Consider the following 16673-nt stretch of genomic DNA (forward strand, 5'->3'; position numbering starts at 1 on the left):
CTCCTCTACTCGATAGTCATCCCTGCGAAAGCAGGGATCCAGTACCCCCTGGTCTTGCGAACGAACCGACGGCGGTGGTTGCTGGACTGCCCGGTCAAGCCGGGCAATGACGGCGGTGAGGGTTTAGGCAACAAAAAAGCCCCGGAGGAGACCCCCGGGGCTTTGTCTTTGAGACGCTTCGTCCGGACTAGCGGCGGTCGCCGAAGAGCGACAGCAGCATCATGAACAGGTTGATGAAGTCCAGATAAAGCCGCAGGGCGCCCATGATGGCCTTGCGTCCGGCCACGGCGGTGGAGTCGCCCTCGTAGTACATCTCCTTGATCTGCTGGGTATCGTAGGCGGTGAGGCCCGCGAAGATCAGCACGCCGATCACCGAGATCGCGAACTGCAGGGCGGTGGAGCCCAGGAACAGGTTCACCAGCGAAGCGAGGATGATGCCGATCAGGCCCATGAAGAGGAACGAGCCCCAGCCCGAAAGATCGCGGCTGGTGGTGTAGCCCCAAAGGCTGAGAGCGCCGAAAGACGCGGCGGTAATGAAGAAGACCCGCGCGATGCTTTCGCCCGCATAGACCAGGAAGATCGACGCCAAAGATGCGCCCATGAGCGCGGCAAAGCCCCAGAACGCTGCCTGGGCGGCGCCGAGGCTCATTTTCTGGATGCCCATGGAGAGCACGAACACCATGGCGAGCGGCGCGAAGATCACCACCCACTTGAAGGCGCTGTTGAACATGATGTTGCCGAAGTCGGTGAGCTGGAGACCTGCACCGGTTTCGACGACGGACATGGCGTAAATGACATACGCGACCACGCCGGTGAGGGCGACGCCGCTGGCCATGTAGTTGTAGACGCTAAGCATGTAGCTGCGCAGACCCTGGTCGATCGCACCGGTTTCGGCGCGGCCGGCGGTGCGCGGCTGGGCGTAGCGTCCTTCGAATTCAGCCATCGATGACTTTCCTTTCAGCCTGAGTGCCCGGGGATCGGGCGGTTCAGTGAGAAATTCTTATGTTGCGCCAAATATGGGCGTGATCCGATTTGGGCGCAAGATGCTCTTGGCGCAAAGGTATCCACTCTCTTTAACGAGAACATGGCGCGGGCCGCGCAATCACGCTTGAAGCGGTTCCGGCGCGGGCTATTCGGCCCGGAGATAAGGTGCCGCCTTGGCGGAAAGCACCCGCCAGATGGCGACAAGTCCGAGGCCCAGAACGAGGCCCAGCGCAAGCAGCACTGTCTCGCCTGCGGCCAGCGCGGAAAAGCGGAATGGGATGTCGAAAACGAAGACGCAGAGCACGAAGGCGGTGAGGGTCGCGATCGCTACGGCGGCGACGGCGACGCTCAGACCTAGAAATGCGAACTCCACCAGCTCCGCGGTGACGATGCGGCGGCGCGTGGCGCCGAGGGTCTTGTAGAGCACCGCGAGGTACTGCCGCCGCTGCTGACCCGACGCGATAGCGCCGGCCAGCACGACGGCGCCGATGAGGAGCGTGATACCCGCGGTAACCTGGATCGCCGTCATCACCTGGCCGATCAGCTTCTGGGCCGCATCCACCACGTCGCCGACCTTGATAGCGGTGACCAGAGGGAAGGCTTCGGCCAGTGTCTGGATCAGCTTGCCCTCCTGTTCCGGAGTGGTGCCTTCGGGGAACTCCAAAGTGGCCAGAGCGCGGTGGGGCACGCCTTTGAGGGTGCTGGGCGGGAAGACCATGATGAAATTGATGGCGAGGGATTCCCAATCGATCTCGCGGAGATTGGAAACGGATGCCTCGATGTTGCGGCCCAGGATGTTCACGGTGACGAGGTCGCCCAGATGGAGCCCCAGGCCTTCCGCCGCCTTGTCGTCGAAGGAGACGAGGGGCGGGCCGTCATAATCCTTCGGCCACCATTCGCCGGCAACGACCTTGGAGCCATCGGGCACTTCGGCTGTGTAGGTGAGGCCGCGATCGCCGTTGATGACCCACTGGTATTCCGGTGAGGCCTCGATCTCATCCACCGAGACGCCGTTCAGCCGCACGATGCGGCCCCGCAGCATGGGGGCGTCATTGAGCTCGACATCGGGCAGCACCGATTTCGCGGTCTCGCGGAAGCGGCCTATATCGCCGGCGTCGATATCGAGGAAGTAGTAGGACGGCGCATCCGCGGCGAGATCGCCCTGAAGCTCGGCGACGAGGGCCCGGTCGATCAGGGCGACGGCGACCAGAAGGCCGAGGCCGAGACCCAACGATAGGGCGACGTTGCGGGCCAGGGAGCCGGGCCCCCCGATGCTGGCGAAGGCGAGGGCGAGGGTGGGCGGCACGCGGGGGCGCAGCAGGGCCGCGAGCGCCTGTAGACCCCAGCCGATGACGTAGAGCACGCCGAAGGCCACGACGATGCCCAGGCAGATCAGCCCGGTGATCAGGGGTTCGCTGGAGGTGGCGACAGCGAGGGCGAAGAGGGCGAAGCCCGACAGACCGGAGCCGACCGCGAACGGCCAGGCGGTGGTGAAGCGGTCCTCTTCTGCGAGATGGGACCGCATGAGCACCGCGGGCGGCACGGCGCTGGCCCGTCCGAGTGGCCAGAGAACGAACAGCGCCATGGTCAGGAGGCCGGCGCCCGCCGCCATGAGCAGCGGGACGGGATGGACCGATGTCACCAGGGCGATGGGCAGGCGGTCCGCATAGAGGGCGGACATGATGGCCGGGGTGGCCGCGCCGACGATCAGGCCGATCAGGATTCCGATGGCGGTGAGCAGGAGCGCCTGGAGCAGGTAGACGCGAAGCACCAGCTTCGAGGTGGCGCCCAGGCTTTTGAAGATCGCGATCACCTCGCGTTTGCGGTTCATATAGGCGTGGATGGCGTTGCCCACGCCGATGCCGCCGAGCAGCAGCGCGGTGAGTCCGACCAGGCTGATGAACTGGGTGAAGCGGTCCGCGTTGCGGCGGAGCCTGGGGGCGGGATCGGTCCAGTCGTTGACGGCGAAGCCGCTCTCGGGAAAGCGCTCCTGCACCTTGGCCTTGGTTGCGGCGAGCACGTCGCGGTCGGTACCGAGCTCGCCTGGAAGACGTAGGCGGTAGGTCCAACGGATCAGGCTGCCCGGTTGGATCAGCGCGGTCTGCTCCAAGGTGTCGAGAGACATCAAGACGCGCGGGCCGTAGGCGAGACGGTCGGCCAGGCGGTCCGGCTGATCGCCCAAGATGCCCGCGATTGTGACATTCCCTTCGCCGATCGTGAGCTTGTCGCCGATCTTCAGGTTCAGGCGGTCGAGCAGGCTCTGCTCAACGATGACATTGCCGGGCTTGCGCCACAGGGGACCTGCATCCTTCGGCTCAAGGATCTCGACATTGCCGAACAGGGGGAAGGCGGCGTCCACGGCCTTGATCTCGACCAGGGCGCTCTTGTCCTTTTTCGCATGGGCCATGGCGCGAAGGCTGGCGGACTCGCTTATCTCTCCCAGCTCGTTGAGGGCCTTGGCCTCGTCGTCGGTCGCCTGGCGATGGACCAGCTCGAAGGAGAGGTCGCCGCCGACAAGCGTCCGGCCGCTATTGACGAGGGCCGCGTCGAAGGCGGCCGCCAGGGAACCGATAGCAGCGATGGAGGCCACGCCCAGTGCGATGCAGATGACGAATACGGAAAGGCCTCCCGCGCCGGAGCGGAGCTCCCGGAGGGCGATCTTCAGCGGCAGCCAGAACGACGGATCGGAGGCTTTGGCAGGTTCACTCACGAGGCGGCGGCCCGCTCTTCTTCTTCGCTGGCGATCCGGCCGTCGGCGAGCGTCACCATGCGTTCGCAGCGTTCCGCCAGGGACCGGTCATGGGTGATGAGAAGGAGGGTGGCGCCCGTGCGCTCCTTCAAAGCGAAGAGGAGATCCATCACCTGCTGGCCCGTCTTGAGGTCGAGATTGCCGGTCGGCTCATCCGCCAGGATGAGGGACGGTCCCGGGCTCAGGGCGCGGGCGATAGCGACGCGCTGCTTCTCGCCGCCGGATAGCTGTGCCGGAAAGTGGCTCTCGCGGTGGGAGAGCCCGACCTCCTTCAAGGCCTCCTTGGCCACGGAAAAGGCATCGTCGCGGTCCAGGAATTCGAGCGGCAGAGCGACATTCTCCAACGCCGTCATGGTGGGCACGAGGTGGAAAGCCTGAAACACAATGCCGATATGGGTGGCGCGAAGCCGCGCCAGGCCGTCCTCGTTCAGAGGCGAAAGATCTGTGCCGGCGATGCTCACCTTGCCCTTGGTCACGCGCTCCAGACCGGCCATGACCATGAGCAGAGTGGACTTGCCCGCGCCGCTCGGGCCGACGATGGCGACGGTCTCGCCGTCGGCGACGCTGAAATCGATGCCGCGCAGGATATCGACGGGGCCGGCGCGCGACGGGAGCGTCACATGGACGTCCTCAAGGGCGATGGCAGGCTGTTCAGCGATAGAGGGTGCGGGTGATTTGTAGGTATTTTCCATGGGCGGGCTTTGAGGTGAGGATTCGCACGGATGGCGTCAATAGAGAAGCCCAAAGAGGTGAAAACATGAAAGCGCGTCGAGGTCGTCTGATCCCATTTGCCGCATCGATACTGGCGGCGGTCACGCTGGTCTTCGCCAGCGGGCCTGTCTTCGCCGAGCCCTCGCCGCCCGTTATCGTTGCTCTCGGCGACAGCCTGACGGCCGGCTATCAGCTGCCCCAGGCGGAGGCCTTTCCGGCACAGCTTCAGGAGGCGCTGGAAGCGCGTGGCCAGAAGGTCGAGGTGGTGAATGCGGGCGTCTCCGGCGATACGGCTGCAGGCGGGCTGTCCCGGTTCGACTGGGCGGTGCCTGAGAACGCCGACGCCATCATTCTGGAGCTCGGCGCCAACGACGCGCTACGCGGCTTGAGCCCGGCGGAGGCCAAGGCCTCGCTGGCGAAGATCATCGAGCAGGCGAAGGCGCGAGACCTGCCCGTTCTGCTTGCCGGCATGGAGGCGCCGCGCAATATGGGGAAGGACTACGTGGAGGAATTCCACGCGATTTATCCCGCGCTTGCGGAGCAGTACGACCTGATCCTCTACCCGTTTTTTCTCGATGGTGTTGCCATGGACGATACGCTGACCCTATCCGACGGCATGCATCCGAATGGCGACGGGGTTGCGAAGATCGTCGACGGCATCATGCCGAAGGTCGAGGAACTGCTGGGTGAGGTGAGGGCGCAGCGCGAGGCGTCCGCGCCGGCCTCGCCGTCACCGAAGCTGTAAGGCTTCCGGGCTCGGGGGAGGCGACGTGGCCAGCATCTACGATCTGAAACCTAAATTTCAGGGCCTGCTCCGGCCGGTCTGCGGCCGGCTTGTTGCGGCGGGCGTCACGGCCAACGGCGTCACGCTGGCGGCGCTCGTGCTGAGCCTTGCCCAGGGCGCCTGGTTGGCGCTGGAGCCCGGTGGGGTGCTGCCTTTGGCATTGCTGCCCGTCACCCTATTCCTGCGCATGGCCCTGAACGCTATCGACGGGATGATGGCGCGGGAGCATGGCCAGAAAAGCCGGCTCGGCGCACTCCTGAACGAACTTTCGGATGTCGTGGCCGATGCGGCCCTCTATCTACCGTTTGCCCTGATCCCGGACATGAACGGCTCCTTGGCGGTTTTGGTCGTCGTGACGGGGATCGTCGGCGAGATGGCGGGCGCGCTCGGGCCGATGGTCGGTGCGGCGCGCCATTACGAAGGGCCCCTCGGGAAGAGCGACCGGGCCTTCGCCTTCGGGCTTCTGGCGGTGCTGATCGCCATCGGTCTGACGGCGGGGCTTTGGTCGACAGCCTATCTTGGCGTGATGCTGGTGCTGGGTCTGATAACGATCCTGAACCGTATGCGGGCGATTCTCGCCGAAAGTGGAGAGGTGGCATGACCGGCCCGCTGGATATCCCACTCCCGGTGCTCTACGGGCTTGCCGGAATCTACGCGTTGCTCGTGGCCGCAAGCCTCATCGTCGCCGTCATGCGCCGCCGTGACGGCAGCGGACGGCATCAGGAGCTGGTGGACCGCACCAAGTCTTGGTGGTGGATGATCGGCGCCTTCACGGTCTGCGTGGTGCTGAACCAGACCGTCGCGATCGTCTTCTTAGGTCTGATCAGCTATCTCGCCCTGAAAGAGTATCTCTCGCTGATCCCGACAAGGCGCATCGACCGCTCGGTGCTGCTCTACGCCTATCTCGCGATCCCCATCCAATATTATTGGGCGGCCATCGACTGGTATGGAATGTTCGTCGTCTTCGTGCCGGTCTGGATGTTTCTCTTCTTCCCCATCGTCATGGCGTTGCGTGGGGAGACGGAAGGCTACCTGCGGGCGGTCGGAACGCTGAGCTGGGGGCTGATGATGACGGTCTTCACCCTCAGCCACATGGCGATGCTGCTTGTCGCGGGAGACGCGGAGAACCCCATGGCGGGCGGGCTTGGTCTGCTGCTTTTCCTGGTGGTGCTCACTCAGCTCAACGACGTTGCCCAGTATGTCTGGGGCCGTATGCTCGGCCGGCACAAGGTCACGCCGACGGTGAGCCCGAACAAGACGTGGGAAGGTCTCATCGGCGGCGTGGCCACGACCATCGTGCTTGCCGGGGCGATCGGCCCCTATCTCACGCCGATGGACATGGTGTGGTCGCCGCGGCCGGCGGGGTGATCGGGGTGGCCGGCTTCTTCGGCGATATCACCATCTCGGCGATGAAGCGGGATCTGGGTGTGAAGGACACGGGCGGACTGATACCCGGCCATGGCGGGATCCTCGACCGGGTCGACAGCCTGACCATCGCCGCGCCCGCCTTCTTCCATTTCTTCCGCTATTTCTTCTTCGCCTGAGAGCCACGCCATGGCCGAGCCGCCTTCCGAAAGCGAGACCCTGGTGGATGCCCCGTTCGGCGTCCGGCTTCTGCGATGGCTGTTCTACGGCATCGTGGTTCGGGCCTTGGTGCTGCTGGCGCTGGGCGTCACCGTGCGGCACCGGCAGCGGCTCCCGGATCAAGGACCCGCGATCATCGCAGCGAACCACAATTCCCATCTCGATACCATGGTGCTGATGTCCCTGTTTCCGCTCTCCATGCTGCCGAAGTTGCGGCCCGTGGCGGCTGCGGATTATTTCTGCAAGACGCCCGAGCGCGCCTGGTTCTCGCAGAAGATTCTCGGCATCATCCCGGTCGCTCGCCGCCGGGAGGGCGGGGCGAATCCGCTGGCGCCTTGCGAACGCGCCCTGGAGAGAGGCGAGATCCTGATCCTGTTTCCGGAAGGATCGCGCGGCGAGCCCGAAGCGCTTACCGGCTTCAAGCGGGGCATCGGCCACCTTGCGAATGCGGTTCCCGAGGCTCCCGTCATTCCGGTTTTCATGCACGGTCTGGGCAAGGCCTTGCCCAAGGGGTCGGCGGTGCTGGTGCCGTTCAATTGTACGGTCAGCGTCGGCGAACCACTTTACGGGCAGGGTTCCTACGCGGAGTTTGTGGACACCCTCGAGGCGGAGATGAAATCCCTCGCCGCGGCCGAGAAGCTTCCCGTCTGGAGCTGAACCCTGCGGTCGGCGCCTAGTGGTAGCCGTGATCCTTCACGTGCCACATCGAATAATACGAGTAGGCCGTGTAGCCGAGGATGATCGGCACCAGGGGGATCGCGCCGTAGAGCATGAAGAGCTGGGATTCGGGCGCCGCGGCGGCATCCCAGATCGTGACGTCCGGCGGGATGATGAACGGGAACAGGCTGACCGCGAGACCCGTGTAGCAGAGCAGGAAGATCACGACAGAGAGCAGGAAGGGCACGTGCTTCCAGCGCTGCTCGAGAGCGTACCAGACGCCGACGACGGACAGGGCCGTGAGGATCGGTACCGGGCTCAGCATGACGATATTGCCGAGGGTGAACCAACGGGCGGCGATGTCCTCGTGCATTAGGGGCGTCCAGAGGCTGAAGATCACGATGAACGCTCCAACGGCGACGATCGCGTAGCGGCCGACCTTGTAGGCCCAGTCGCGAAGCTCTTCGTCACCCTTCATGATCATCCACCCGCAGGCGAGCAGAACGTAGCCGGAGACCAGAGCCACGGCGGTGACGAGGACGAACGGGGTCAGCCAGTCGAAGGGGCCGCCCGCATAGGCGTTGTCCTTGACCTCGAAGCCCTGGATGAAGGCGCCCACCGCGCCGCCCTGCATCAGCGCGGCGAGGGTGGAGCCGCCGGCGAAGGCCCAGTCCCACATCCAACGGGAGGTATCGGCCTTGTAGCGGAACTCGAAAGCGACGCCGCGCAGGATGAGCCCGGCCAGCATCAGGATGAGCGGCAGATAGAGCGCCGGCAAAAGCAGCGAATAGGCCAGCGGGAACGCGGCCAGCAGCCCGCCGCCGCCGAGCACAAGCCAAGTCTCGTTGCCGTCCCAGTAGGGGGCGACGGAGTTCATCATGGCGTCGCGGCAGCGATGGTTCGGCGCGAAGGGAAACAGCACGCCCAGCCCCAGATCGAATCCATCGAGCAGCACGTAGATGAAGACGCCGACGGCGAGGATAGCGGCCCAGACGAGTGGCAGGATGACGGGAAGATATTCGGTCATATCGGCTCGTTTACGGGTTTCCTGAGGCTGCAAGGGGCCGGCGGGAGAGATCGACCTCATCCTCGTCCGGGGAAGGCGGCGTCGCGTCGGGACCGCGGCGCACCAGCTTGGCCATGTAGTAGAGGCCGGCGCCGAAGATGAAGCCGTAGACCACCACGAAGAGAATGAGCGTGGCGAGGACGCTGCCGCCGGGCACCGGCGAGACGGCGTCGGCGGTGCGCAGGATGTTGTAGACGACCCAGGGCTGACGGCCGGTCTCGGTGACGAACCAGCCGGCCAGCACCGCCAGGAAGCCGATCGGCCAGCACAGCACCATGGCGCGCAGATACCACCGCGTGGTGAAGAGCGTGCCGCGGAACCAGAGGAAGGCGCCGATGAAGCCCATGGCGATCATGATCATGCCGCAGCCGACCATGATGCGGAAGGCGAAGAAGGGGATGATCGGGTTCGGCCGGTCGTCCTTCGCCCAGGATTTCAGTCCCTTTACCTCGCCGTCCCACTCATGGGTCAGGATGAGGCTGCCGAGACCAGGGATCGCGACCTCGAAGTGGTTCTCTTCCGCCTCGTTGTCGGGGATGGCGAACAGGATCAGCGGAATGCCGCTGCCGGTCTCCCAGTGGGCTTCCAGGGCTGCCACCTTGGCGGGCTGGTGTTCCAGCGTATTCAGGCCGTGCAGGTCGCCGATCACGAGCTGGACCGGGGCGAGCCAGACGAACAGGCTCAGCGCCATGCCGAGCATGACCCTGCCGTGGGCGACATTGCGGTTGTGGAGCAGATACCATGCGCCGATACCACCGACGCAGAACGCCGTGGTCAGGTAGGCGGCCGTCACCATGTGGGCGAAGCGGTATGGGAAGGACGGATTGAAGATCAGCTCCACCCAATCCTTGGCGTGGAGGACGCCGTCGCGGACCTCGTAACCCGCAGGCGTCTGCATCCAGCTATTGGCCGAGAGGATCCAGAAGGCCGAGATGAGGGTGCCGAAGGCCACGGCGCCCGTCGCGAGAAGATGCACGCCCTTCGGGACGTGGTTCCAGCCGAACAGCATGATGCCGAGGAAGCCCGCCTCGAGGAAGAAGGCGGTGAGGACTTCGTATGACAGGAGCGGGCCGAGGATGTTGCCGCCCGCATGGGACAGCACGCTCCAATTGGTGCCGAACTCGTAGGACATGACGATGCCCGAGACGACGCCCATGCCGAAAGATACGGCGAAGATCTTCGACCAGTGCTTTGCGGTCTCCAGATAGATCGGCTTGCCGGTTCTCAGCCAGAGAGCTTCCAGAACCAGCAGCCACATGGAGAGGCCGATGGTGAAAGCCGGAAAAAGGATGTGAAAGGAGACAGTGAAGGCGAATTGGATCCGCGCCAACATGACTGGATCGAGATCAAACATGCCGTAGCCCCACCTGCACTAATTTCCAGCCGAGCCGTCATCTCATGCGACTCAAGAATATTGTTGCAGTCTACGCGCATCGAATGCCCACGAAAAGCGCAGGACTGACGCATGTCAGCCGTTCTTCACTTTGTCGTATGCGTCCAAAGCACGCTGGCGGCCTTTGCTGTGCTCGATCATCGGCTTCGGATAGGTCTTGCCCAAATCGATGCCAGCCTCGCTCAAAGATGAGGCGGAGGCTTCGAATGGAGCGTGGAGATCTTTGCTTTCCAAGTCTTTCAGCTCGGGAACCCAACGGCGGATATATTCGCCTTCGGGATCGAATTTCTCAGACTGCAGGATGGGATTGAAGATCCGGAAGTAGGGTGCGGCGTCGGCACCCGAGCCCGCCACCCACTGCCAGTTGGAGGCATTGTTGGCGAGGTCCGCGTCCACCAGGGTATCCCAGAACCAGTCGGCGCCCTCCGGCCATGGAATGAGCAGGTGCTTGGTCAGGAACGATGCGACGACCATGCGGGCGCGGTTGGGCATCCAGCCGGTCTCCCAGAGCTGGCGCATGGCAGCATCCACAATGGGATAGCCGGTCTGTCCCGTCTGCCAGGCCTTGAGGTCCGATTGGGACTCACGCCACGGGAAATCCGCGAACTGTTCCTTCAGGGGCTTCGCCGTCGTGTGGGGGAAGTGGAAGAGGAGCTGGGCGCAGAACTCACGCCAGCCCAGCTCGCTCAGGAAGTTCTCCGCGCCTTTGCCGGAGGCTCCCTCGTCGGCATGGCGGACGGCCCGGTAGACCTGGAGCGGGCTCACCTCGCCGAAATGGAGATGGGGTGAAAGACGGGAGCTCGCGTTGCAGTCGAGACGCCCGCGAAGCTCTTCGTAATCGAGCAGCTCGTGGTCGATGAAATCGGTGAGGGTCTTCTTGGCGGTATCCTCGCCGGGCGTCCAAGTCTCGCGCAGGCCTCCCGCCCAGTCGGGTTTGGTCGGGCGGAGCTTCCAGTCGTCCAGATCGTCCGACTTCGCCTCGGCGAAATCCTTGAGGCTCGGTGCGCGCAGGACGTCGCGGAAATGCTTTCGCTTGGCTGCTTTCCAGTAGGGGGTGAAGACTGATAGGGATCACCGTCGTTGGTGCGCACGGCATCGGGTGCATTGAGCAGCCGGCCTTCGTGACGCTCGAAACCGACGCTCCTGTCGCTGCAGAGCTTTTCGACGGCGTCTTCGAGATCGCGCTCGTATGGCTCGTAGGCTGCGGCCGTGTGGATGGCCGAGGCCTCGGTTTCGTCGAGCACTTCTTCCAGGATCTCTGCGGTCTTGCCGCGGCGGAGGATCAGATGGCCGTCGAGACTTTTGCCGAGGGATTCGAGGCTGCCATGCAGCCACCAGCGGGAGGCGCCGCCGAGACGGAAATGGCCTGGTGCATCGTCGTCCAAGATGAACAGGGGAAGCAGCGGCCCATCGGCCTTCGCGGCGGCGGAAAGCGCCGGGTTGTCGGACAGGCGAAGATCGCGCCTGAACCACATGACGACCGGCCGCTTCTCATCCGCCATAACGCGCTACCTCACGGTTGCTTCCTGTAGGCGGCCAGAGCGTTCCTATGCCGCTTGGCGGATACGTCGTCGAAACAGCAGAAGATCACCCTCTCGACTTTTGGATGCTTCGCGAGCGCTTTACCCGCGGCTTCCACCGCGAGGGTCGCCGCGCGCTCTGGGGGGAATCCGTAAATGCCGGTGGAAATGGCCGGGAAGGCGATGGAGCGGAGACCGTTCTCGTTCGCAAGGGCGATAGCGTTGCGGTAGCAGGCGGCCAGGGCTTCATCCTCTCCGCTGTCGCCGCCATGCCAGACGGGACCGACGGCGTGGATGACGTAGCGTGCCTTCAGGTCGAAGCCGGGAGTGATGCGGGCCTCGCCGGTCGGACAGCCGCCGATCTTGGCGCAGGCCTCGGCCAGGTCCGATCCCGCAGCTCGATGAATGGCGCCGCAGACGCCGCCGCCCGGCGCAAGCTGGCCGTTGGCCGCGTTGACGATGGCGTCCACATCGAGCCGGGTGATGTCGCCCTGGACGATCTTCATGCTTCGATCAGGCCTTCTTCGATGCATCCTCGACCTTGAGTTGTGCTTGTGGCGCGAAAGCACGCAACCTGCTTTAGTGCGCATGCATTGGGAACTTCTGGGGGTACTGGGATGAGTTTTCGTACTGCGTCATGTGTTTTGATCGTCATTCTGGCCGGAGGCGCCATTTCTTGCGCCAAGAACAAAGAGCTGGTGGCGACAGGTGGTAGTCGAGCGGATGGGACAGTCGATCTGAGTTACGAGTACGCCGCACTCGAAAAGCCAGTCGTTAACGAAGCTCAGGGGCTAATCACTGCACAGCAAAAATGTGCGGCGTGGGGGTATTCTGGCGCTGAGGCATTCGGAGGCCGTAAGGAAGAATGTCAGTACGCCAATGAATATGGATGCATGAAGTATTTTGTGACGGTCAAATACCAGTGCACTGGGGCAAGCAAACTCTAACTAGAAGGGGCGGGCCGGGCCGAGAGACGCCATGAACAGGATGGCGCCGAACAGGATGATGACCACGGAGCCGCCGAGACCGCAGACGGTCCAGACGGCTTCGCCCCAGCGGCCGCCCTCGCCGCCGAGCTTGAGGGCCATCTCGCGGGAGAACAAGGCGACGATGGCGATCGCGGCCACGGTCAATGCCGTGCCGAAGGCCATTGCGAACGTGGCGGCGATGCCGGCCCAGAAGAGGCCCTGGGCGAGCGCGAACACCAGCACCACGATGGCGCCGGTGCAAGGGCGGATGCCGACGGAAAAGACCACGGCGGCGAGCTGCTTTAGGTTCAAGGGCTGAGCGAGCTTCTCCAGATCCGGCATGTGATGACACGCATCGCAATGCTCGTGGTCGTGATGGGCGTGGTGATGGTGCTCATGACCGTGATCCTCGTCATGAACGTGCACACGCTCTCCCGTATCGTCTTGGCGCGTCCCGGCAGGCTTGGCGAAGAGCGCCCGAAGCTGCCGGACGAGGAGCCAGATTCCGACGAGCGCGATCAGGGCGTAGCTCGCGGTCTCGAGCCGCGCGGCCCAAGCCTTCATCTCGAAGCCGGTGGCCTTCAGAAGCACGGCCAGGACAAGCACGAGAACGACCGCGGTGGTCGCCTGGACGGCGGCGGCCAGGAACGAGACCAGGATGCCCCGCCGGGCTGTCTCTTCGTTGGCGACGACGTAGGAGGTGATGATCGTCTTGCCGTGACCGGGGCCGGCGGCATGGAGCACGCCGTAGCCGAAGCTCAGGGCAGCGAGCATGAAGGCGGCATAGAGTGGATTGCCGTCCCGAAGATCCCGAATGGAGGTGGCGAGGCTTTGCTGGATCTTCTGCTGCTGGGTCGTGATCCAGCCGATCACTCCGCCGAAGCGCGATTGATATTCCGGGACCGCCTTGTCAGGCGTCGCGGCGCGATTGCCGAAGGCCGATGGCGGCGAGGCGTTTCGCTCGGCGGGCGAGCCGAAGGCAGATGGCGGAGACTGCTGGGCCATAGCCTGGCCGAGACCGCAGGCAAGCAGAGTCAGCAGCGCCCACAGGCAGGCCGCGCGGCACCCAATCAGCTTTTGCATGAAAGGACGGCGGACTGTGCGAACTGAGATCCGACATTGCTGTCCGGGCCGAGCTGGCTGAAGAAGGCTTCGGTCAGGGCTTCGGAGTCCGGATCGGTCAGCGGTGTCTTGAGATTGGCTTCGCAGCCGGTCGGCGCTCCGGCCATCTTGAGCGGATCTTCGTCGGCGAAGGAGAAGGCGACGAAGAAGGTCGGATCGTAGACCTCCACCTTCACCTCCTCGGATCCAGCGGCAAGAGCTGCCTTCAGCGGCAGGGTAAAGTTCAGGACCACGATGCCGTCTTTCTCTTCCACCCAGTAGTCGATGGGATCGCTGAGGGGCACGGCATCGCCCTTGAGCGAGACGAAGGTGAAGTAGTCGTACTCGTTCAGCGATTGGACATTGATTTCGGCGAGGGGTTTCAGCTCTTCGGCGCTGTATTTTCCGTCGCCGTCGGTGTCGAGCCCCTGGATCGCCATGGCGCTGTAGAACTGGTCGAAGGTCCAGCGGTGGCGGATCGCTTCGAGCTTGCCGTCCTTGTCGAAGACCAGTTCCGACTGGACGCTCGCCCAGACATGGGGGTGGGCGCTCGCGGCCGTGGGCAGCATAAGCGCGCAAAGCATCGCGGCCGCGCCCAAGAGGCGCTTGCGCCGCCATTGCCAGCATCCAATGCGGAAGGTCATGCCCAGTCCCGTCTCTTCCCCGTCGATGTTCCGCCAAGTTGCGCGAAGATTGTGGAGAAACTGCGTTTCACCGCATCGCTCCATCCATCGATTGACGCGGCTCGATTTGATACATTATATCATTTCTCAGGAGGCTCGCCATGGCGACGAAACATCAGCACGATCATGCGGAAGACGATCTCTCGGCCAACGAGGTGCGGGTGCTGGAGGCGCTGCGCGACTCCAAGGAGCCCATGAGCGCCTACGCGATCCTCGACAGGGTCCGGCCCTCGGGCATCTCACATCCGCCGACGGTCTATCGGGCGCTGGCGGGTCTGGAGTCACTCGGCATGGTGCACAGGCTGAAATCCCTGAGCGCCTTCGTGGCGTGCGGTCATGGCCGCTGCGGCGGGCGCTTCGCGTTCGCGTTCTGCCGCCAGTGCCAGCGTGTCGAGGAGATTTCGCTGGATGACGAGCATTACGACGACCTCGTGAAGCTCGTGCCCAAGGATATTCATTTGGAGCAGACGACGCTGGAGTTTGCCGGTCTCTGCAGCGCCTGCCAGGCCGCCGCGTAGACTTCTGCGGCAATAGCGATTTCAGCCTAACGAGGATCCCATGGCCAGGAGAGAAAGCGGTGCTGCGCAAATGCGTTCGGCCCCGGCCGGTCCCGGCGCGGGGTTTTCCATGCTGCGGAGCTCGCTGCTGCAGAGGCTTACGATTGCCGTCTCCGCGCTGATCGTCGTGTGGGGTGCCGTGTTGTGGGTGGTCACGTGAGCGCCGCGAAGACCTCGAAACCCAAGTCCGATGAGCCGCTGGTCACGTTCGATGACGTTCGTGCAGGCTATGACGGGACGCCGGTGCTGCGCGGACTCGGCGGCACCATAAAGCGCGGCGATCTCCTGGCTGTGCTGGGGGCGAACGGCGCCGGCAAGTCGACGCTGTTCAAATGCATCACCGGCGAGGTGAAGCCGTTCTCGGGGACGGTTCGGCTACACGATCTACCGCGGAGAAAGATCGCCTATCTGCCCCAGCGCAGCGATATCGATCCCAGTTTCCCCATTTCCGTCTTCGACGCCGTGGCCATGGGGCTGTGGCGCGAGATCGGTGCGTTTCGGGGGCTGAGCCGCGCGGCGGAGGCCGAAATTTGGGCTGCCCTTGATACGGTCGGGATCGCAGGCCAGGCGGAGCGGCGTCTCGGCGTTCTGTCGGGTGGGCAGTTCCAAAGGGCGATGTTCGCTCAGCTCATGCTGCAGAATGCGGATCTGATCCTGCTCGACGAACCGTTCCAGGCGGTCGATCTGGAAACGGCGGATACGCTGATTTCCCTGATCGACAAGTGGCATGGCGAGGGACGCACGGTGATCGCCGCCCTGCACGATGCGGCGCTGGTGCGGGACCGGTTCCCCCAGACTCTTATCCTGGCGCGGGAGACCATCGCCTGGGGACCGACCGCGAAGGTCCTTACGTCGGCCAATCTCGTGAAGTCCGGCGAGGTGACGGCCGCGTGGCAGGATTCCGAGCTCGGGCTTTCCGGCGAAGCGATGCGAGCGCGGATGTCGGCATGAGCTTGGGTGATCTCAATCCCTATCTGTTGGCAGAACCGTTCATCACGGACGAGGCGATGCGGCGAGCCCTGGCCGCGTGCCTGGCACTCTCCGTTTCCGCGCCGCCTATCGGGGTGTTTCTGCTGCTGCGGCGCATGAGTCTGGTCGGCGATGCGCTGTCCCATGCCATCCTGCCAGGCGTCGCCATCGGGTTTCTGATCGCGGGCGGCTCATTCGTCGCCATGAGTCTCGGCGGCTTCATCACCGGGCTTGTCGTGGCGTTCCTGTCCGGCGCCCTGGCGCGGGCGAAGCTGCTGACGGAGGACGCGAGCCTCGCCTCGTTCTATCTGCTCTCCCTTGCGCTCGGCGTCCTGATCGTGTCGCTCAAGGGAGCCGATGATGAGCTGTTGCACCTCCTGTTCGGCTCGGTGCTCGATCTCGATATTCCGGCCCTGTTCCTCATGGCGGCGATCGCCACGGTATCGGTGCTGGTGCTGGCGATCGTCTACCGGCCGCTGGTGGTGGAATGCTTCGACCGGGCCCTTCTCCGCCAAGTGAGCGGCTGGGGGGCGCCGGCCCATTTCGTCTTTCTCGGTTTGCTGGTGATCAATCTCGTCGGCGCGTTCCAGGTGCTGGGCACGCTGCTCGCGGTCGGCATCATGCTGCTGCCGGCAATCACCTCGCGGTTCTGGGCGGCAAGCGTCTCCGGCATGATCGGGGCGGCGGTTGCAATCGCGGCCGTGTCCTGCGTGGCCGGATTGCTGGTTTCTCATTACGGTGAGCTTGAGGCGGGTCCGGCCATTATCCTGACGGCCGGCGTCTTCTACGGATTCTCGATCCTGTTCGGCATCCGGGACGGGGTGCTGCTGCAGGCCGGACGCCGCAGGCGGGCTGCAAGCCTGACCTGACCTCCGCCAACTGGGCGCAAGGCTTATCTCGGCTTGTTGGGGCGACAGGAAAAGTTGTCTCGCGCTCCCCGCTTGCAG

19 protein-coding genes are annotated in these 16673 nt (G+C 64.2%); 9 read left to right on the forward strand and 10 right to left on the reverse strand.

The features are described 5' to 3' along the window. Window positions 1-187: 187 nt before the first annotated feature. The 3 genes from A7A08_RS13615 to A7A08_RS13625 all read right to left on the reverse strand — a co-directional run bounded on the left by A7A08_RS13615 (window position 188) and on the right by A7A08_RS13625 (window position 4425). Window positions 188-943, reverse strand: coding sequence for a Bax inhibitor-1/YccA family protein (locus A7A08_RS13615; protein ID WP_069096019.1), 756 nt, complete (start codon window positions 941-943; stop codon window positions 188-190). A 186-nt stretch (window positions 944-1129) separates the two neighbouring features. Continuing rightward, on the reverse strand, window positions 1130-3694 hold the full coding sequence (locus A7A08_RS13620; protein ID WP_069096020.1) for an ABC transporter permease: 2565 nt from the start codon (window positions 3692-3694) through the stop codon (window positions 1130-1132). After that, the gene (locus tag A7A08_RS13625; protein ID WP_069096021.1) at window positions 3691-4425 is read right to left on the reverse strand and encodes an ABC transporter ATP-binding protein; all 735 of its coding nucleotides are present in this window, start codon (window positions 4423-4425) and stop codon (window positions 3691-3693) included. Before A7A08_RS13625 ends, A7A08_RS13620 begins: the two co-directional genes overlap by 4 nt. A gap of 65 nt (window positions 4426-4490) precedes the next feature. Here A7A08_RS13625 and A7A08_RS13630 point away from each other — a divergent pair, with 65 nt between their 5' ends. Genes A7A08_RS13630 through A7A08_RS13645 form a run of 5 tightly spaced genes read left to right on the forward strand, consistent with a single transcriptional unit; the run spans window position 4491 to window position 7469 of the window. After that, entirely contained in the window at window positions 4491-5189 is a 699-nt protein-coding gene (locus tag A7A08_RS13630; RefSeq protein WP_069096022.1) for an arylesterase, read from the forward strand. Between the two features lie 25 nt (window positions 5190-5214). Continuing rightward, entirely contained in the window at window positions 5215-5829 is a 615-nt protein-coding gene (locus tag A7A08_RS13635) for a CDP-alcohol phosphatidyltransferase family protein (protein WP_069096023.1), read from the forward strand. Then, window positions 5826-6596, forward strand: coding sequence for a phosphatidate cytidylyltransferase (locus tag A7A08_RS13640; RefSeq protein ID WP_208430642.1), 771 nt, complete (start codon window positions 5826-5828; stop codon window positions 6594-6596). The genes A7A08_RS13635 and A7A08_RS13640 overlap by 4 nt, the downstream gene beginning before the upstream one ends. After that, entirely contained in the window at window positions 6572-6772 is a 201-nt protein-coding gene (locus A7A08_RS17195) for a phosphatidate cytidylyltransferase (RefSeq protein ID WP_208430643.1), read from the forward strand. The genes A7A08_RS13640 and A7A08_RS17195 overlap by 25 nt, the downstream gene beginning before the upstream one ends. Window positions 6773-6782: 10 nt before the next feature. Beyond that, a complete protein-coding gene (locus A7A08_RS13645) occupies window positions 6783-7469 on the forward strand; it encodes a lysophospholipid acyltransferase family protein (protein WP_069096024.1) in 687 nt (228 codons plus the stop codon). Between the two features lie 16 nt (window positions 7470-7485). On the opposite strand, the gene cydB is transcribed toward A7A08_RS13645, so the two are convergent. The 5 genes from cydB to A7A08_RS13665 form a co-directional block, all read right to left on the reverse strand. Then, window positions 7486-8496 carry a cytochrome d ubiquinol oxidase subunit II gene (gene cydB, locus A7A08_RS13650; RefSeq protein WP_069096025.1) on the reverse strand — a complete coding sequence of 337 codons (1011 nt, stop codon included), beginning with the start codon at window positions 8494-8496 and terminating at the stop codon, window positions 7486-7488. A gap of 10 nt (window positions 8497-8506) precedes the next feature. Further along, window positions 8507-9889 carry a cytochrome ubiquinol oxidase subunit I gene (locus tag A7A08_RS13655; protein ID WP_069096026.1) on the reverse strand — a complete coding sequence of 461 codons (1383 nt, stop codon included), beginning with the start codon at window positions 9887-9889 and terminating at the stop codon, window positions 8507-8509. Between the two features lie 114 nt (window positions 9890-10003). Next, entirely contained in the window at window positions 10004-10693 is a 690-nt protein-coding gene (locus A7A08_RS17455; RefSeq protein WP_342586692.1) for a cryptochrome/photolyase family protein, read from the reverse strand. After that, on the reverse strand, window positions 10690-11430 hold the full coding sequence (locus tag A7A08_RS17460) for a deoxyribodipyrimidine photo-lyase (protein ID WP_342586693.1): 741 nt from the start codon (window positions 11428-11430) through the stop codon (window positions 10690-10692). The genes A7A08_RS17455 and A7A08_RS17460 overlap by 4 nt, the downstream gene beginning before the upstream one ends. A gap of 11 nt (window positions 11431-11441) precedes the next feature. Then, complete coding sequence (locus A7A08_RS13665) at window positions 11442-11954, reverse strand: O-acetyl-ADP-ribose deacetylase (protein ID WP_141694006.1); 513 nt, start codon at window positions 11952-11954, stop codon at window positions 11442-11444. A 111-nt stretch (window positions 11955-12065) separates the two neighbouring features. Here A7A08_RS13665 and yecR point away from each other — a divergent pair, with 111 nt between their 5' ends. Then, window positions 12066-12395, forward strand: a complete 330-nt coding sequence (gene yecR, locus A7A08_RS13670; RefSeq protein ID WP_083226795.1) for a YecR family lipoprotein — start codon at window positions 12066-12068, stop codon at window positions 12393-12395. Here the strand turns inward: yecR and A7A08_RS13675 are convergent, their stop codons facing one another. Both A7A08_RS13675 and A7A08_RS13680 read right to left on the reverse strand, forming a co-directional pair. Then, entirely contained in the window at window positions 12396-13499 is a 1104-nt protein-coding gene (locus A7A08_RS13675) for a nickel/cobalt transporter (protein WP_069096028.1), read from the reverse strand. After that, window positions 13487-14161: a DUF1007 family protein gene (locus A7A08_RS13680; RefSeq protein ID WP_083226796.1), complete on the reverse strand. Its 675-nt coding sequence runs from the start codon at window positions 14159-14161 to the stop codon at window positions 13487-13489. Before A7A08_RS13680 ends, A7A08_RS13675 begins: the two co-directional genes overlap by 13 nt. 140 nt (window positions 14162-14301) lie before the next feature. Here A7A08_RS13680 and A7A08_RS13685 point away from each other — a divergent pair, with 140 nt between their 5' ends. The 3 genes from A7A08_RS13685 (at window position 14302) to A7A08_RS13695 (ending at window position 16595) form a co-directional block, all read left to right on the forward strand. Further along, on the forward strand, window positions 14302-14718 hold the full coding sequence (locus tag A7A08_RS13685; protein ID WP_069096029.1) for a Fur family transcriptional regulator: 417 nt from the start codon (window positions 14302-14304) through the stop codon (window positions 14716-14718). 195 nt (window positions 14719-14913) lie between these two features. After that, window positions 14914-15708, forward strand: a complete 795-nt coding sequence (locus A7A08_RS13690) for a metal ABC transporter ATP-binding protein (RefSeq protein WP_245290950.1) — start codon at window positions 14914-14916, stop codon at window positions 15706-15708. Further along, window positions 15705-16595, forward strand: a complete 891-nt coding sequence (locus A7A08_RS13695; RefSeq protein WP_069096030.1) for a metal ABC transporter permease — start codon at window positions 15705-15707, stop codon at window positions 16593-16595. Before A7A08_RS13690 ends, A7A08_RS13695 begins: the two co-directional genes overlap by 4 nt. The last annotated feature ends 78 nt before the right edge of the window (window positions 16596-16673 follow it).

It is taken from the genome of Methyloligella halotolerans (genome assembly GCF_001708935.1).
GTDB lineage: Bacteria > Pseudomonadota > Alphaproteobacteria > Rhizobiales > Methyloligellaceae > Methyloligella > Methyloligella halotolerans.

Excerpts from the sequence above, each read along its gene's own strand:
- A7A08_RS13615 (WP_069096019.1), bottom strand. The coding sequence starts at position 943 with ATGGCTGAATTCGAAGGACGCTACGCCCAGCCGCGCACCGCCGGCCGC.
- A7A08_RS13625 (WP_069096021.1), bottom strand. The coding sequence starts at position 4,425 with ATGGAAAATACCTACAAATCACCCGCACCCTCTATCGCTGAACAGCCT.
- A7A08_RS13630 (WP_069096022.1), top strand. The coding sequence starts at position 4,491 with ATGAAAGCGCGTCGAGGTCGTCTGATCCCATTTGCCGCATCGATACTG.
- A7A08_RS13640 (WP_208430642.1), top strand. The coding sequence starts at position 5,826 with ATGACCGGCCCGCTGGATATCCCACTCCCGGTGCTCTACGGGCTTGCC.
- A7A08_RS13645 (WP_069096024.1), top strand. The coding sequence starts at position 6,783 with ATGGCCGAGCCGCCTTCCGAAAGCGAGACCCTGGTGGATGCCCCGTTC.
- cydB (WP_069096025.1), bottom strand. The coding sequence starts at position 8,496 with ATGACCGAATATCTTCCCGTCATCCTGCCACTCGTCTGGGCCGCTATC.
- A7A08_RS13655 (WP_069096026.1), bottom strand. The coding sequence starts at position 9,889 with ATGTTTGATCTCGATCCAGTCATGTTGGCGCGGATCCAATTCGCCTTC.
- A7A08_RS17460 (WP_342586693.1), bottom strand. The coding sequence starts at position 11,430 with ATGGCGGATGAGAAGCGGCCGGTCGTCATGTGGTTCAGGCGCGATCTT.
- A7A08_RS13665 (WP_141694006.1), bottom strand. The coding sequence starts at position 11,954 with ATGAAGATCGTCCAGGGCGACATCACCCGGCTCGATGTGGACGCCATC.
- yecR (WP_083226795.1), top strand. The coding sequence starts at position 12,066 with ATGAGTTTTCGTACTGCGTCATGTGTTTTGATCGTCATTCTGGCCGGA.
- A7A08_RS13675 (WP_069096028.1), bottom strand. The coding sequence starts at position 13,499 with ATGCAAAAGCTGATTGGGTGCCGCGCGGCCTGCCTGTGGGCGCTGCTG.
- A7A08_RS13680 (WP_083226796.1), bottom strand. The coding sequence starts at position 14,161 with ATGACCTTCCGCATTGGATGCTGGCAATGGCGGCGCAAGCGCCTCTTG.
- A7A08_RS13685 (WP_069096029.1), top strand. The coding sequence starts at position 14,302 with ATGGCGACGAAACATCAGCACGATCATGCGGAAGACGATCTCTCGGCC.
- A7A08_RS13695 (WP_069096030.1), top strand. The coding sequence starts at position 15,705 with ATGAGCTTGGGTGATCTCAATCCCTATCTGTTGGCAGAACCGTTCATC.